The organism is Streptomyces sp. RKAG337, from assembly GCF_023701715.1.
Classification (GTDB): Bacteria; Actinomycetota; Actinomycetes; order Streptomycetales; family Streptomycetaceae; genus Actinacidiphila.
Genome location: NZ_JAJOZA010000001.1, coordinates 7,767,802 through 7,782,527, shown reverse-complemented (window position 1 = coordinate 7,782,527; position 14,726 = coordinate 7,767,802). Strand labels below are relative to the sequence as shown.

General features: G+C 71.8%; 11 protein-coding genes. 6 read left to right on the top strand and 5 right to left on the bottom strand.

The annotated features are described in order from the left end of the window. The first annotated feature begins 6 nt into the window (after nucleotides 1–6). Complete coding sequence (valS, locus tag LNW73_RS34435) at nucleotides 7–2,580, top strand: valine--tRNA ligase (protein ID WP_250992735.1); 2,574 nt, start codon at nucleotides 7–9, stop codon at nucleotides 2,578–2,580. An 88-nt stretch (nucleotides 2,581–2,668) separates the two neighbouring features. On the opposite strand, the gene LNW73_RS34430 is transcribed toward valS, so the two are convergent. Then, nucleotides 2,669–3,151 carry a hypothetical protein gene (locus LNW73_RS34430; protein ID WP_250992734.1) on the bottom strand — a complete coding sequence of 161 codons (483 nt, stop codon included), beginning with the start codon at nucleotides 3,149–3,151 and terminating at the stop codon, nucleotides 2,669–2,671. Between the two features lie 473 nt (nucleotides 3,152–3,624). Here LNW73_RS34430 and LNW73_RS34425 point away from each other — a divergent pair, with 473 nt between their 5' ends. Further along, nucleotides 3,625–4,047 carry an STAS domain-containing protein gene (locus LNW73_RS34425; RefSeq protein WP_250992733.1) on the top strand — a complete coding sequence of 141 codons (423 nt, stop codon included), beginning with the start codon at nucleotides 3,625–3,627 and terminating at the stop codon, nucleotides 4,045–4,047. A gap of 34 nt (nucleotides 4,048–4,081) precedes the next feature. On the opposite strand, the gene LNW73_RS34420 is transcribed toward LNW73_RS34425, so the two are convergent. Continuing rightward, a complete protein-coding gene (locus tag LNW73_RS34420) occupies nucleotides 4,082–6,124 on the bottom strand; it encodes a protein kinase domain-containing protein (RefSeq protein ID WP_250992732.1) in 2,043 nt (680 codons plus the stop codon). Between the two features lie 212 nt (nucleotides 6,125–6,336). On the opposite strand from LNW73_RS34420, the gene LNW73_RS34415 reads away from it, so the two are divergent. From LNW73_RS34415 to LNW73_RS34405, 3 genes are all read left to right on the top strand, one after another. Further along, nucleotides 6,337–6,906, top strand: a complete 570-nt coding sequence (locus LNW73_RS34415; protein ID WP_308407769.1) for a sugar O-acetyltransferase — start codon at nucleotides 6,337–6,339, stop codon at nucleotides 6,904–6,906. Nucleotides 6,907–7,001: 95 nt separating this feature from the next. Next, nucleotides 7,002–7,988 carry an aldo/keto reductase gene (locus LNW73_RS34410; protein WP_250992731.1) on the top strand — a complete coding sequence of 329 codons (987 nt, stop codon included), beginning with the start codon at nucleotides 7,002–7,004 and terminating at the stop codon, nucleotides 7,986–7,988. Nucleotides 7,989–8,168: 180 nt separating this feature from the next. Next, on the top strand, nucleotides 8,169–8,702 hold the full coding sequence (locus tag LNW73_RS34405) for a GNAT family N-acetyltransferase (protein WP_250992730.1): 534 nt from the start codon (nucleotides 8,169–8,171) through the stop codon (nucleotides 8,700–8,702). A 310-nt stretch (nucleotides 8,703–9,012) separates the two neighbouring features. Here LNW73_RS34405 and LNW73_RS34395 read toward each other — a convergent pair whose 3' ends face one another. After that, nucleotides 9,013–9,666 carry an HD domain-containing protein gene (locus tag LNW73_RS34395; RefSeq protein WP_250992729.1) on the bottom strand — a complete coding sequence of 218 codons (654 nt, stop codon included), beginning with the start codon at nucleotides 9,664–9,666 and terminating at the stop codon, nucleotides 9,013–9,015. A 135-nt stretch (nucleotides 9,667–9,801) separates the two neighbouring features. On the opposite strand from LNW73_RS34395, the gene LNW73_RS34390 reads away from it, so the two are divergent. Continuing rightward, nucleotides 9,802–10,806, top strand: coding sequence for a GlxA family transcriptional regulator (locus tag LNW73_RS34390; RefSeq protein ID WP_250992728.1), 1,005 nt, complete (start codon nucleotides 9,802–9,804; stop codon nucleotides 10,804–10,806). Nucleotides 10,807–10,862: 56 nt separating this feature from the next. Here LNW73_RS34390 and LNW73_RS34385 read toward each other — a convergent pair whose 3' ends face one another. Together LNW73_RS34385 and LNW73_RS34380 are read right to left on the bottom strand one after the other, a co-directional pair. Next, nucleotides 10,863–11,567 carry a hypothetical protein gene (locus LNW73_RS34385; RefSeq protein ID WP_250992727.1) on the bottom strand — a complete coding sequence of 235 codons (705 nt, stop codon included), beginning with the start codon at nucleotides 11,565–11,567 and terminating at the stop codon, nucleotides 10,863–10,865. Between the two features lie 47 nt (nucleotides 11,568–11,614). Continuing rightward, nucleotides 11,615–14,662: a molybdopterin cofactor-binding domain-containing protein gene (locus LNW73_RS34380; protein WP_250992726.1), complete on the bottom strand. Its 3,048-nt coding sequence runs from the start codon at nucleotides 14,660–14,662 to the stop codon at nucleotides 11,615–11,617. Between the last annotated feature and the right edge of the window lie 64 nt (nucleotides 14,663–14,726).

The window sequence follows — 14,726 nt, the reverse complement described above, 5'->3', positions numbered from 1 at the left end:
CGGAGCATGACGTTCACCCACCGCCCGAGCGGCGTTCCCGAGAGGCCCGTCCTCGACGGGCTGGAAGAGAAGTGGTCTCAACGGTGGGACGCGTCAGGCGTATACGTATTTGACCGCTCCAGGACGCGCGAGCAGGTGTTCTCCATCGACACCCCGCCGCCCACCGTCAGCGGTTCGCTGCACGTCGGCCATGTCTTCTCGTACACGCACACCGACGCGATCGCGCGGTACCAGCGCATGTGCGGCAAGGAGGTCTTCTACCCGATGGGGTGGGACGACAACGGCCTGCCGACCGAGCGGCGCGTGCAGAACTACTTCGGTGTCCGGTGCGATCCGGCGCTCCCGTACGACGCGGACTCCACCCCGCCGGAGAACCCCGGGAAGCAGCAGCTCCCGATCTCCCGGCGCAACTTCATCGAGCTGTGCGAGCGGCTGACCGTCGAGGACGAGAAGGCGTTCGAGGACCTGTGGCGCCGGCTCGGCCTGTCGGTGGACTGGACGCGGACGTACCAGACCATCAACGACGAGGCCCGAGCCACCTCGCAGCTCGCCTTCCTCAACTGCCTCGCCCGCGGCGAGGCGTACATGGCCGAGGCGCCGACGCTGTGGGACGTCACCTTCCGCACCGCCGTCGCCCAGGCCGAACTGGAGGACCGCGAGCGGCCGGCCGCGTACCACCGGCTGGCGTTCCACGGCGCCGACGGCCGCCGCGTCATGATCGACACCACCCGTCCTGAACTGCTGCCCGCCTGTGTGGCGCTCGTCGCCCACCCCGACGACGCCCGCTACCAGGACCTGTTCGGTACGACGGTCCGCACCCCGCTCTTCGATGTCGCCGTGCCCGTGCTGGCGCACCAGCTGGCCGACCCGGAGAAGGGCTCGGGCATCGCCATGGTGTGCACCTTCGGCGACACCACGGACGTCACCTGGTGGCGCGAACTGCGGCTCGACACCCGCCCGGTGATCGGCTGGGACGGCCGCTTCACCGCGGATCCGCCCCCGGGCCTCGACTCCGAACAGGCGCGCGCCGCCTACGGCCGGCTGGCCGGAGCCACCGCGCACACCGCCCGCGAGCGCGTCGTGGAGATGCTGCGGGCCGGCGGCGAGATGGAGGGCGACCCGCGGCCGGTCACCCACACGGTGAAGTTCTTCGAGAAGGGCGACAAGCCGCTGGAGATCGTCACCACCCGCCAGTGGTACCTGCGCAACGGCGGACGCGACGTCCCGCTGCGTGAGGAACTGCTCCGGCGCGGCGCCGAACTGCACTGGCACCCCGAACACATGCGGGTGCGCTACGAGAACTGGGTGAGCGGACTCAACGGTGACTGGCTCGTCAGCCGCCAGCGGTTCTTCGGCGTGCCGATCCCGGTCTGGTATCCGCTGGACCAGGAGGGCAACCCGGATTACGACCGGCCGATCGCCCCTGACCCGGCGGCGCTGCCGGTCGACCCCAGCGCCGAGGCGCCCGCCGGATACACCGAGCAACAGCGCGGCACGCCCGGCGGGTTCACCGGAGACCCCGACATCATGGACACCTGGGCCACCTCGTCGCTCACCCCGCAGATCGCCGGCCGGTGGCTGAAGGACCCGGATCTGTTCGCCCGGGTGTTCCCCATGGACCTCCGACCGCAGGCCCACGAGATCATCCGCACCTGGCTGTTCTCCACGGTCGTCCGCTCGCACGCCGAGCACGGCGTACTGCCGTGGAAGCACGCCACGATCTCCGGGTGGATCCTCGACCCGGACCGCAAGAAGATGTCGAAGTCCAAGGGCAACGTGGTCACCCCCGCCGACCTCCTCGTCCAGCACGGGTCCGACGCCGTCCGCTACTGGGCGGCCAGCGGCCGTCCCGGCACCGACACGGCCTTCGACACCGGCCAGATGAAGATCGGCCGCCGGCTCGCGGTGAAGATCCTCAACGCCAGCAAGTTCGTCCGCGGCTTTGGCGAGGTGCCCGAGGGGACCCCCGTCACCGAACCCCTGGACCGCGCGATGCTCGCCGAACTCGCGGCGGCCGTCGAGGAGGTCACCGCCGCGTTCGAGGACTTCAACTACGCGCGCGCCCTGGAGCGTACCGAGCACTTCTTCTGGCGCTTCTGCGACGACTACGTCGAACTGGTCAAGGACCGTGCCTACGGCGCCGAGGGCAGCGCCAACGGATCATGGGACACCGCCGGGACGCACTCGGCCCGCGCCGCCCTGGCCACCGCCCTCGGCACGCTGCTGCGGCTCTTCGCCCCGGTGCTGCCGTTCGTCACGGAGGAGGTGTGGTCCTGGCACGCCGAGGGCTCGGTCCACCGCGCGGACTGGCCCGCGGCGGCGGAGATCCGCGCCATGGCCGCCGACGGGGACGGTGAGCTGCTGGCGACCGCGGCCGAGGTCATCGCGGCGGTCCGCAAGGCCAAGTCGGAGGCGAAGGTGTCCATGCGCGCCGAGGTGACACAGGCCGTCGTCTCCGGTCCGCGCAAGGTGCTCGACCGCTACGCCCTCGTCGACGCCGATGTGCGCGCGGCCGGCCGGATCGGCGCTGTGGAACAGCGGGAGGACGCCGGACCCCTGGCGGTGCGCGTCAGCCTGTGACCGGCCGGACGGACCGAAGCGGCTGCCCCGGGCCCATGAACCGGGGCAGCCGCGGCTGCGGGGCGCGATCACACGCCGGGAGGAGCGGTCAGTCGGTGTCGGCCCGGCGGCGGCGCAGCATCACGACGCCACCGGCCGCGACGCCGAGGAGGGCGATGCCGCCCGCGATCCGACCGGTGTTCATCCCGCCGACGGAGCCGCCCAGACCGGTCTTGGCACCCTTGCTCGCCGTGCCGACCTCGAACTGGTAGGTGCTGGTGGCGCCACCGGGACACGCCACGTCGATCGAGTACGTGCCGGCCTTGATGGCGGACTTGATCGTCGCGGTGCCGGTGTAGATGCGCGCCGAGCCGGTGGAGAGCTCCACCGTGCCGGTGAAGGCCTCCGACGTGGCCGAGGCCGAGGAGGCGGTGCAGCCGCCGCTGAGGGAGATCACGACGGAGGAGCCGGGCATGGCCGGGCTCGGGGTGACGCTCAGCGAGGGCTGGTCTGCGGCGTACGCGGCACTGGCCCCGGCTCCGATCGCGACCGAGGCGAGGGCGGTGGTGGCCAGGACCGTGGCTATACGCATGGTGGGATCTCCGTTCACCGGCACGGCGAGCGCACCATGTGCACGCAGTCGACTCCATGCCGTGAGATCCATCCAAAGGGGATATGCATCGGCCCGCGCATCCTCGCCGGGGCCTGAGGGTCCCTCAGACGGCGGCACCGGGCGTCGTCCTGGGCAACGATCCGGCAGGTCACAGCATCATGGGCGGCAGGGGCGGCCGCTGCCGCGCACACCGCCGAACGAGTGGGAGCACCCTGTCCGGGGCGGCGCCGGGGCGGGGCCGGCCGCCGTGACACAAGGCGTACCTGCACAAAATGTGTCGACCAGCAAGGCGTTCGGCGAATTTCACCCACAGGACTGAACTGCCAGCTGCCTGCACGTTTCTGCTTTTCCCACTGTCCCTAGAGTTCAGGGATGTCGCCCGGGACCCCGGTGGTAGTCCGTATGGCTGAGTGCTTCCGTCGATCCGGAAGCTGTTGGACAGGGGACCGCGCATGGATGAGGACACCCCGCCTGCCACCCTGGGCCAGGCCTCCCTCCGCTTGGAAGCCGTGCCGCCGCCGCGCCGGCTCGTCCACACCTACGAGCGGGGCGAGTTCACCGTGGTGGAGTTACGCGGGGAGATCGACCTGTCCACGATCGAAGAGGTGGGCGCCGGGGTGTCCGCCGCGACGGAGTCGCCGGGTGCCCTGGTGGTCGTGGACCTGCGGCCCGCCCAGTTCTTCGACTGCGCCGCCCTGACGCTGCTCGTCCGCACCCACCGCCTGCTGCTGGAGCACGACGGCTGGATGGGACTGGTCTGCACCCACCCCTGGCATCTGCGGATCCTGCGGCTGGCCGGCCTCACGAGGAACCTGCGTCCCGTCGCGACGGTGGAGGCCGCCTGCGCCCGCGCACCCCGCGGGCGCCCGGAGTGACGCCGGCGGTACGGCGGCCCGGAGTCGGACGGGCTCAGCCGCAGGTGATGTTGGCGTAGTCGAAGGACGCCGTGAAGCGCTGCTTCTGCGGATCGCCCTGGGGCGGCTGGGCGCGGTTGACGACGGAGAGGCCGATCCGGAGTGCCGGTGTCCCCTTGCCGCCCGACGCGCCCGGAGTCGGCGCCTGCCCCAGCTGCTGCCAGGCCGCAGCACCACTCGCCCGCCAGGACGCGGTCACCGTGTCGCCGGTGCGCCGCAGCCGCAGTTGGACGCTGGTGGCGTCCGTCCTGACGAGCGTCCTGCCCTTGGCCGCCGCGGTGGTGAAGGCGTAGTCGACGGAGACGTACTTTTCGTCGTCCCTGAAGTACTCGAAGGTGATGCCGCCGGTGTCGCCGTAGCCGCGCTCCAGCCGGATGTACCCGTAGTTCACCGCGCTGAGGAACAGCCCGGCTCCCTGGTAGGTGTAGTGCGGGGACGCGCTCACTTCGGTCTCGGCGGTGAAGTTCCCGTTCACCTCCCGGTAGTACATGGGCGCCTTGGCGCCGACCGAGGGGATGTCGGCGCGCAGATCGGCGCCGTCGGCGGCGGTGATGTCGAGCCGGCCTCCGGGGAGCGCGACGGTGTCCTCCAGCTTGTTGATCGGATGCCAGCCGGCGGCGCTCACGTTAGAGGTGAAGGGGTCGTTGATCCCGCCGCAGGGCAGCGCGGTGGCCGGCCCGGCCGGGGTGGGCGCGGCCGCGCTCGGCGCGCTCGAGGCCTTGCCGTCCCCACCCGTGTCGTCCTTGGTGCCCAGCTGGTTCAGCGCGATCGCCGCACCGCCGACGATCAGCAGCACCGTGACGGCCACCGCGAGGATCGCGCGGCGGCGCTTCGGCGGGCGCGGAGCTCCGGGATGCTGCGGGGTTTGCGGGGCCTGTGGGGCCGGGACCGTGGAGTACGCGCTGTGGCTGCCGGGGCCGCTGTACGCGGTCCCGCCGGAGGCCGGGACGAACGGCGGCGGGCCGAACCCCGCGGGCGGGCCGGCTCCCTCCGCAGGACCCGATCCCTCCGCAGGACCCGATCCCTCCGCAGGACCCGATCCCTCTGCAGGACCGGGATAGCCGTAGCCGGACGGCGCGGGTGCCGGGGCCGGTGAGGTGAGCGAAGCCGTGGGGGCCGGCGGCGGGTCCAGCACGGTCCGGTCCTCGTCGAGCATCCCCGACTGCCGCAGGATCGCCCGGGTCAGCGGCGCGGGCAGCCAGCGCCCGCCCGAGGTGAACGCCTCGGTCGGCGCCAGCTCGGGGGAGTCCAGTCCGTCCAGGATCTGCGCCGCGCTGGGCCGTTCCCACGGGTTCTTGGCCAGACAGCTCCGAGCCAGCCGGCGCAGTCCGTCCGGCAGGTCGTCCACCTCGACCTCGTCGTTCACCACCCGGTACAGCAGCGCGGGGGTGGGGCCGGTGCCGAAGGGGGACCGGCCGGTCGCGGCGAAGACCAGCACCGCGCCCAGTGCGAAGATGTCGGTGGCGAAGGTGACCTCGCCACCGGTGACCTGCTCGGGCGCCATGAACCCCGGTGAGCCGATCGCCGATCCGGTCATCGTCAGCCCGACGGACTCCAGCGCCTTGGCGATGCCGAAGTCGATGACCTTGGGTCCGTCCAGGGCGAGCAGCACGTTCGACGGCTTGAGGTCCCGGTGGACCAGCCCCGCCCGGTGGATGGCGACCAGCGCCTCGGCGAGCCCGGCGACGAGCAGGCGCACGGAGTCCGCTGGCAGCGGGCCGAACTCCGTCACGGCGCTGGTGAGGGACGGTCCGGGAACGTAGCCGGTGGCCAGCCACGGCGGGTCCGCGTCCGGATCGGCGTCGATGACCGGTGCCGTGAAGACACCGCTGACCCGTCTCGCCGCCTCGACCTCACGGGCGAACCTGACGCGGAACTGCGGGTCCTGGGCCAGATCCGCCCGGACCACCTTCACCGCGACGGACCGGCCGCCCGGTGAGCGCGCCAGATAGACCTGACCCATGCCGCCCGCGCCGAGCCGTGCACTGATCCGGTACTGCGCCACCTGCCGCGGATCCCCGGGCCCCAGTTGTTCCACCGTGCCGCACCCCCTCCGGAACCCGTGCCGGCCGGGCGCCGCAAGCTCCCCCGCCGGCGAAGCGTCCGGCCCACGATCAGAGTAGAGCCGCCCGGCCCGCGGTGGGGGGTGTCGCGCAAGTCGGCGCGCCCGCCGGATCCGGCGGGGCCGCCGAGCCCGCCTGCCCGCCCGCGCTCTTGGCTATCGTGGCTGCTCCCGGAGAGAGGACCCCTGTGGGCGAGAACAAGGAACGCATGCTGGCCGGCGACTGGTACCTCCCGGTCGACCCCGACCTGGGGGCGGATTCCGAGCGGCGTGGCGAGCTGTGCGCGGCCTACAACTCGGTCGACCCGGGTGGGCGGCCCGACCCGGCCGGGCGCCGCAAGATCCTGGAGCAGCTGCTCGGCGCGGTGGGCGAAGGGGTGGTGATCCGTGCCCCGTTCCAGTGCGACTACGGCCGTCAGATCACCGTCGGCGCCCGGACGTTCGTGAACTTCGGTGCGGTCTTCCTCGACGCGGCGCCCATCACCATCGGAGCCGATGTGCAGATCGGCCCGAACGTCCAGCTGCTGACGCCGGCCCATGAGCTGGACACCGAGCGGCGGCGGGCCGGCTGGGAGAAGGCGGTACCGGTCACGATCGGCGACAACGTCTGGCTCGGCGGCGGGGTGATCGTCTGCCCCGGAGTCACCATCGGCGAGAACACCGTGGTCGGCGCCGGTGCGGTGGTCACCAAGGACCTGCCGGCCGGCGTCCTCGCGGTCGGCAATCCGGCCCGGGTCATCCGCTCCCTGGACACCTGACCGCCCTGGTCGGAGGGGGTTGACTTAGAGCGCTCTCCAGGATGCAGACTCCTGCTCAAAGCCCGGCACCGAGGGGCTCGACGAGGGGAACGCACATGCGGTACCGCACGATCGGCAAGGACCCGGCGACCCGCCGCGAGGTGAGCGTGCTGAGTCTCGGCGCCATGCTGTTCGGCACGATCACCGACGAGGCGACGTCGTTCGCGATCCTCGACCGGTTCGTCGAAGCCGGCGGCACCTTCATCGACACGTCCAACAACTACGCGTACTGGGTCAACGGCACCCAGGGCGGCGAGAGCGAGGAACTGCTCGGCCGCTGGCGCCGCAGCCGCGGCGCCGGTGACGAGCTGACCATCGCCACCAAGCTCGGGGGACGGCCGCTCGCCCCCAGCGCCACCATGGCCCTCGACATCGACGGCCTGTCGGCCAAGACGATCCGGGAGTCCGCGGAGCGCAGCCGGGAGCGGCTCGGTATGGAGAAGCTGGACCTGCTGTACGCGCACACCCAGATCACGAGCGTGCCGACGCGGGAGATCGTCGAGAGCTTCGCCGAACTGGTCGCCGAGGGCACGGTCGGCCTGCTCGGGGCGAGCAACCACTATGCGTGGCGGGTGGAGCAGGCCCGCGGTCTGGCCGCGGCGGCCGGCCTGCCGGGGTACGAGGTCCTGCAGTACCACCACAGCTATCTGCGGCAGCGCACCGACTTCCCGAGCCGGCGCTCCCCGGACGGCCAGGAGGGCGTGCTCAGCGGCGACCACCTCAGCTATCTGCGCTCCGACCCGGAGCTCGCGCTCGTCGCCTACTCGCCGCTGCTGGGCGGCGCCTACGTCCGTGAGGACAAGCCGCTGGGTTCCGAGTTCGACCACTCGGGCACGCCGGTCCGGCTCGCCGCGCTGCGGCAGGTGGCCGAGGAGACCGGGGCGACCGCCAACCAGGTGGTGCTGTCCTGGCTGATCGGATCCGACATCCCGGCGATCCCGCTGGTCGGCGCCTCCTCGGTGGCACAGCTGGACGAGAGCCTGGCCGCGGTCGACCTGGAGCTGACGGCGGAGCAGCGCGAGCGGCTGGACGCGGCGCGGTAGTCCGTCCGCCGCCTGGCGGGGGCCATGTCGGGTCCGGTGCGCGGCCGGCGGAGTGGGGCCATGGACCACGTGTCTCACTTCCGGCGGGAGATCGCGGCGTTCGAGGCCGCGATCCGCCGGACCCGGGGCCGCGGGGGTGCCGATTTCCGCTGGGGGGACCTCGTTCGGCAGGATGCGGGTATGACCGAAATCCGTACCCCTCGCCTCCTCCTCCGTCGCTGGCATGACGACGACCTCGCGCCCATGGCGGAGATCAACGCCGACCCGCAGGTGATGCGCTGGATCCGGGACGGCTCGGTCCGGGATCTGGAGAACACCGCGGAGTCCATCGAGCGCTGGGAGGAGGAGTGGGACGACGAGGGCTTCGGGCTCTTCGCCGTCGAGCTGCTCGCTTCCGGTGAACTGGCCGGGTTCACGGGGCTGTCCGTGCCCGAGTTCCTGCCGGAGGTGCTGCCGGCCGTGGAGATCGGCTGGCGGCTCGGGCGGCAGTTCTGGGGCCAGGGGTACGCGTCCGAGGCCGCCCACGCCACGTTGGAGTTCGCCCTCCAGGACCGCGGTCTGGACCGCGTCATCAGCATTCACCAGGTGGGCAACGACGCCTCCGAGAACGTCATGCGGAAACTCGGCATGGTCCTGGAGCGCGAAACCGTGGACCCGGTGTACGGCAGGCCGCTCCGCGTGCACAGCATCGACCTCACCGAGTTCCACGCCTGACGGCAGGGCGGGCGCCGACCTGAAGCGCGTGGACGTTTCTGCGGGCCATCGACTTCGCCACGAACACGCTCGGATGGGCCGGTCGGATCCGGCAGGGCGTCGTGCGCCGGCCCTACGGACAGGCCTCGCGGTCCCTGAGCCATGAGCGCGACATCGCCGCCCGACACCGTGGAGCAGCTGCTCGGGCGGCCGGCCCGGACCTTCCGGTCCTGGGCCCAGGACCACGCGGACGGCTTCCGCCAGCCGGCACCGGGCGGGGCGGCGGGCGCGGTGGGTCACGCGCCCGGCCGCCCGGCCCGGGGCATCCCGTCTACTCGGGCCAGGGTGAGTTCTGGATGGTCTCCACGAAGTCACCACGGGTGAAACCCGGGACGAAGTGCTGGAGGACATCGGCCTTCACGTTCCCGAACGTCGTCTCCGGCTTCGGGGCGATGCCCTCGGTGAACGCCTCCAGGATGCGCCGCTTGAAGTCCGGGCGGGGGTGCAGCGCGGTGATCTCGGCACGGTCGCCGTCGCTGATGTCCTGGTAGCCGATGCCCAGGACGTCGTACTCGACCCCGGCGGTGAGCAGCGCGACCTCCGGCTCCATGAAGACCGGGATGCCGGGGGTGGTGTGCAGGGCGATGGCTGTCCACACCCGCCGGATGCCGTCCTCGGGCAGGCCGTGGCCCAGCAGGAACCGGCGTGCCTCGTCGGCGCCGTCCACCTCGAAGCGGCGGCCGCTGCCGCGGAAGGGTTCACCGAGGCCGAGGTCGTGGAACATCGCGGCGACGTAGAGCAGTTCCGGGTCGAACCGCAGACCGCGGTTGACGCCCTGCAGACTGCCGAACCAGTAGACGCGGCGGGAGTGGTGGTAGATCAAGTCGCCGACCGTGTCGCGCACCAGCTCGGTGGCCTCGGCGGCGAGCTTGGTGTCCGGCACGGACACTCCGGCGGCACCGGCTTCCTGCCCCTGGATCGTCATGGAACGGCTCCTCTCCTCGGGGAACGGGCCGACCGGCCCTGATCACGCTTCCAGCCTGCCCGCGGGTACCGACCTCCCGCCATGTCCCTGGAGACAGGTACCCCACACATACGGACATGCGGTTACCGTGGACGGGTGCAGCGTCAAGTGATCGTCTTCGCCTTCGACGGGGTGCGGCTGATGGATGTCGCCGCCCCGCTGGAGGTCTTCGCCACCGCCGCGCGGGACACGGGCGCGTACGCCGTGCGGGTGTGCACCCCAGGCGGCCGGGACGTCATCACCTCGACCGGCCTGCGGATCGTCGCCGACCTGTCCGCCGAGCAGGCCGAGCGCGAGCAGTGGCCGGAGGTCACGCTCATCGTCCCCGGTCCGGCCGACCTCGAGACGCTCCGGAAGGAGCCCGACCTGGTCGACCAGGTGGCCCGGCTGGCGGCGGGGGCGCAGCGGGTGGCGGCGGTCTGCACCGGGGCCTTCGTCCTCGCGGCGGCCGGTCTGCTGCGGGGGCGCAGGGCGACGACACACTGGGAGCACGCGGCGGAACTCGCCCGCCGCCACCCTGACGTCCGGGTCACGCCCGACGCCATCTACGTCCAGGACGGAACGGTTCTCACCTCGGCCGGGGTGACGGCCGGCATCGACGTCTGCCTCGCGATGGTCGAACAGGACCACGGCCCGGAAGCGGCCCGCCGGGTCGCCCGTGACCTGGTGGTGTTTCTGCAACGGCCGGGAGGGCAGTCCCAGTTCTCCGCCGCCTCCCGCACCACCGTGACGGCGCACCCGGTCGTGCGTCCGCTGCTGGACGCCATCGCGGCCGACCCGGCGTCCGACCACAGCCCGCAGGCGCTGGCCGGCCAGGCCGGTGTGAGCGCCCGTCATCTGTCGCGGCTGTTCCGGGAGGAGACCGGCAGCACCCCGGCCGCCTACGTGGAGACGATGCGGCTGGAAGCCGCCCGGATGCTGCTGGAACGTGGCGAGAGCGTGACGTCCGCGGCCCGGCGCAGCGGACTGGGCAGCGACGAGACCCTCCGCAGGACCTTCGCCCGTCACCTGGGAACCACTCCCTCCGCCTACGCCGCGCGTTTCCGCAGTACGCGCCCGGTGGTTCCGCAGGTTCCGACTGCGATCGTCGATCTCACGTAGTGCCTGGCGAACGCCGGTGGGGCCGGTCCCACCGCGGCCGGCCGGTGGCGGGGGAGCTACGGCCGGGGCTCGCCGTACCAGCGCCATGTGGTGACCCGGGGGTGGCCGGGCAGTTCGGCGCGCCCGGTCGCCCACAGCAGGGTGGACCAGGGGTCGGTGCCCATCGGTGCCTCCGGGAACAGCCGGGTGAGCACCCGCGCGCAGATGTCGGAGGGCGGGGTCCAGTCGAGACCGAGTCCCTCGGCCAGATCGTGGGTGTGCACCAGGGTCTCCACGATCCCCATCGCGGCGAAGCCTTCCGGGTCCGACACTCCGAAGCCGTGGTAGGCCCGGGTCTGCGACGGCGTCGTACGCACCATGGCGATCAACAGGGCGCCGCACGCCTCCAGCACCTGCAGCAGCCCGGCGGATCCCGCCGTACGGTCCGCGTGGACGGCGTTCGCGGGCCCGCCGGGCCGCCGGCTCTCCCAGACGAAGGGCACCTCACCCTCCAGGGGCGGCTGCCTGGGGCCCAGTTGGGCGGCGTAGGCGAACAGATCGTCACTCAGGTGCTCGACGGTCTCCCAGCAGTCCCACTCCAGCGAACCGGCCTTGCCGTCCCAGGCCGCCGCGGGTGCCTGGCGCAGGACGGCGACGGAGAGCTGGACGGCCCGGTCGAGATCGTCCGCGGCCACGGTGGCAGGCGACCGGGACGGCGACTGCGACTCTGCCGGTGACGGGGAGGCGGAAGGTGACGGTGCGGCGTCGGATGAGGAAGACATGGCAGGACCGTACCCCGGGTGACAGGACCCCCAGGATCCGGTGGACGTCATGGTTTCGTCCGGGCGTGTTCGTCCATCGCGGCCCACACCCGGTCCCGGGTGACCGGCATTTCGGTGAAGCGGATACCGGTGGCGTCGCGCAGCGCGTTCGCGAAGGCCGGGGCAACGGGGTTGAAGGGGCTCTCGCTCATCGACTTGGCCCCCAGCGGGCCGATCGCGTCCGACGTCTCCATGAAGTGGACCTCGGTGCGCGGGACGTCCGCGTACTGGGGCAGGCGGTAGCGGCGGAACGCGGCCGTGGTCACCTCCCCGCGCTCGTCCACCCGTACGGTCTCGAAGAGGGTGGCTCCCAGCGCCTGGGCCACCCCGCCCTCGACCTGGCCGCGGCACTGCATCGGGTTCATGACCTTGCCCGCGTCGGCGGCGTGCACGCTGCGCAGGATCTTCATCTCGCCCGTGCCCGGGTCGACGGCCAGCCGGAACCACTGCGCGTTGAAGGCGACCGAGCGCGGGGAGCCGCCCCAGTGGCCGTCCGCCGCGATCTCGTCGAGGCTGCCCTGGTCGTGCGCGGCCTCGTAGAGCTCCTTGAGGGTGACGACGCGGCCCGCGCAGTCGAAGGACTCGGCCTGCAGCTTGCACAGATGCCGGGCCACGCCCGTGTGCCGGGCGGCGAAGCTCTGGAGGCGTTCCGCGAGCGAGTCGGCCGCCAGCATGACGGCCTTGCCCGCCACCACCGTGCCGGCCGATCCGAACGCGCCGGTGTCGTGGCGGACGACGTCCGTGTCCGACTGACGGACCGTGAGCCGGTCGACCGTGGTGTTCAGCGCTCCGGCGGTGATCTGTTTGTGGACGGTCGTGGTGCCGTTGCCGAACTCGGCCGTGCCCACCGCGATGTCGTACGTGCCGTCGCGCAGCAGGCTGACCCGCGCGTCGGCGAAGTGGCCCCCCGGGGGGCCGGTCGCGATCATCGCGACCGCTGTGCCCGTCCCGGTGAGCCAGCCCTCCGGGACGTCCTCGTGGCTGCGGTCCTCGGCGATGGCCTTGCGGACGACCTCCATGCACTGCTTCATCCCGTACGAGGCGATGAAGAGGTCCTCCTCGTGGCCGATCGGGGTCACCATGTGGTCGCCGGGGCCGATGACGTTCTTCTCGCGCAGGACGAGCGGGTCCATGCCGAGCCGGACGGCGAGCTCGTCCATCACCGATTCGAGGGCGAAGAGGACCTGGCCCAGGCCGTAGCCGCGGAACGCGCCCGCCGGTACACCGTTGGTGTAGACGGAGTACGCCTCCACCTCCTTGTTCGGCGCCTTGTAGACGGCGAAGGACTCACCGACGCTGTGGAACATGACCGCCGGGCCGTGGTTGCCGTAGGCGCCGGTGTTGGACACGACGCGGATGCGCAGCGCGGTGAGGGTGCCGTCGGCCTTCGCGCCGATCTTGATGGTGACCTTGAAGGGGTGGCGGGTGGTGGCACCGTAGAACTGCTCGGCCCGGGTGAACTCGAGTTTCACCGGGCGCCGCAGCTTCAGGGCGGCGAGGACCACGATGTCCTCGGTGAGCATCTCCTGCTTGCCACCGAACCCGCCGCCCACGCGGCCCGCGACGACGCGGACCTCGTCCTCGTTGAGGTCGTAGAGGGCGCACAGCGCCCGCCGGGTCAGGAACGGCGCCTGGGTGGAGGAGCGGACGGTGATGCGCTCGCCGTCACCCTCCTCCTTGGGCTCGAAGTACGCGACGCTGCCGTGGGTCTCCAGACTGGCGTGCTGCACGCGCTGGGTCCGGAAGGTCTCCTCGTGGACGACGTCCGCCTCCGCGTACCCCTTCGCCATGTCGCCGAGGGTGTTGTGGACCTCGCCGCACACGTTGTTCTCGGCGCGGAAGATGCCCGACTCGGGTCCCTTGGGGTGGATGACGGGGGCGCCCGGCAGCATCGCCTGCTCCGGGTCGATCACGTACGGCAGTTCCTCGTACGTGACGACCACACGGCGGCAGCCCTCCTCGGCGGCCTGCTCGCTGTCGGCGACGACGGCCGCCACGCGCTGGCCGACGAAGCGGACCACGTCGTCCAGGACGCGGGTGTCCATCGGGTCCTCGGTGGGGTGCTCGTGGCGGGCGCTGGAGTACAGCCGTTCGGGGGCGTCGTGGTGGGTGAGGACCGCGTGCACCCCGGGCACCCGCAGGGCGTCGCTGGTGTCGATGGAGACGATCCGGGCGTGCGGATGCGGGGAGCGCAGCAGCTTCATGTGCAGCAGCCCCGGCACCTCCACGTCGAAGGTGTAGCGGGCCGTGCCGGTGACGACGAGGGGGCCGGCGGGGGCGCCCAGGGACTTGCCGACGGCCTGGCCCGCCTCGGGGCGCTCGGTGTGCTTGACCCCGCGCACCGCGTCCTCGATGGCCCGGTAGCCCGTACAGCGGCAGATGTTGCCCTTGAAGGCGCGCGGCAGGTCGTCCAGCTTGCCGTCGTCGTGGACGGTGCCCTGCTCCGCCTGGAGGGCGGCCGTGGTCATCAGATAGCCCGCGGTGCAGAACCCGCACTGGAAGCCCTGGGCGTCCAGGAACTGCTGCTGGGCCGGGTGGAGTTCGCCGCCCCGGGCGGCGAGGCCCTCGACGGTGGTCACGCTCCGGCCCGCCGCCCGTACGGCCGGGTAGATGCAGTGGAAGGGAGCGTCGAGGTACGTACCCGTGTTGGCCACCATCGCGATGTGTCCGATGGAGAACTCGGTACCCGGCGCATAGGTGCCGCGAGAAGCCTCGCGGGAGAGGTGCTCGCCGATCTCGGGTCCGGGCACCCCCGGAAGGGTCACCATGCCCTGACGGATCGGATGGCTCAGGTCCACGGTCCGTCCCCCGGCACGAGCGGTCCCCGCGGTGCCGCGCGATCCCTTGTGGGGCTCGCGCAGCAGCTGCCGCTCGCTGATGCGTACCTCGCCGACCATCAGCAGACCGAGGTGGCGTACGAGCAGTTCCCCGACCTCCTGGTCACTGATGTCAGGACCCGGCACGTCCAGCCGGAACCCCTGGGTCTGCAGGGCTCCGCCGTTGGCGAAGACGACATCGGCGTCGAACTGGACGCGCCATTCCTCACTGGTTTCCATGCTCCGATGATCAGTGAAGCCCTGCTGTATTTCAATCACGATTTTCTGAAGTGCCACTACAGTT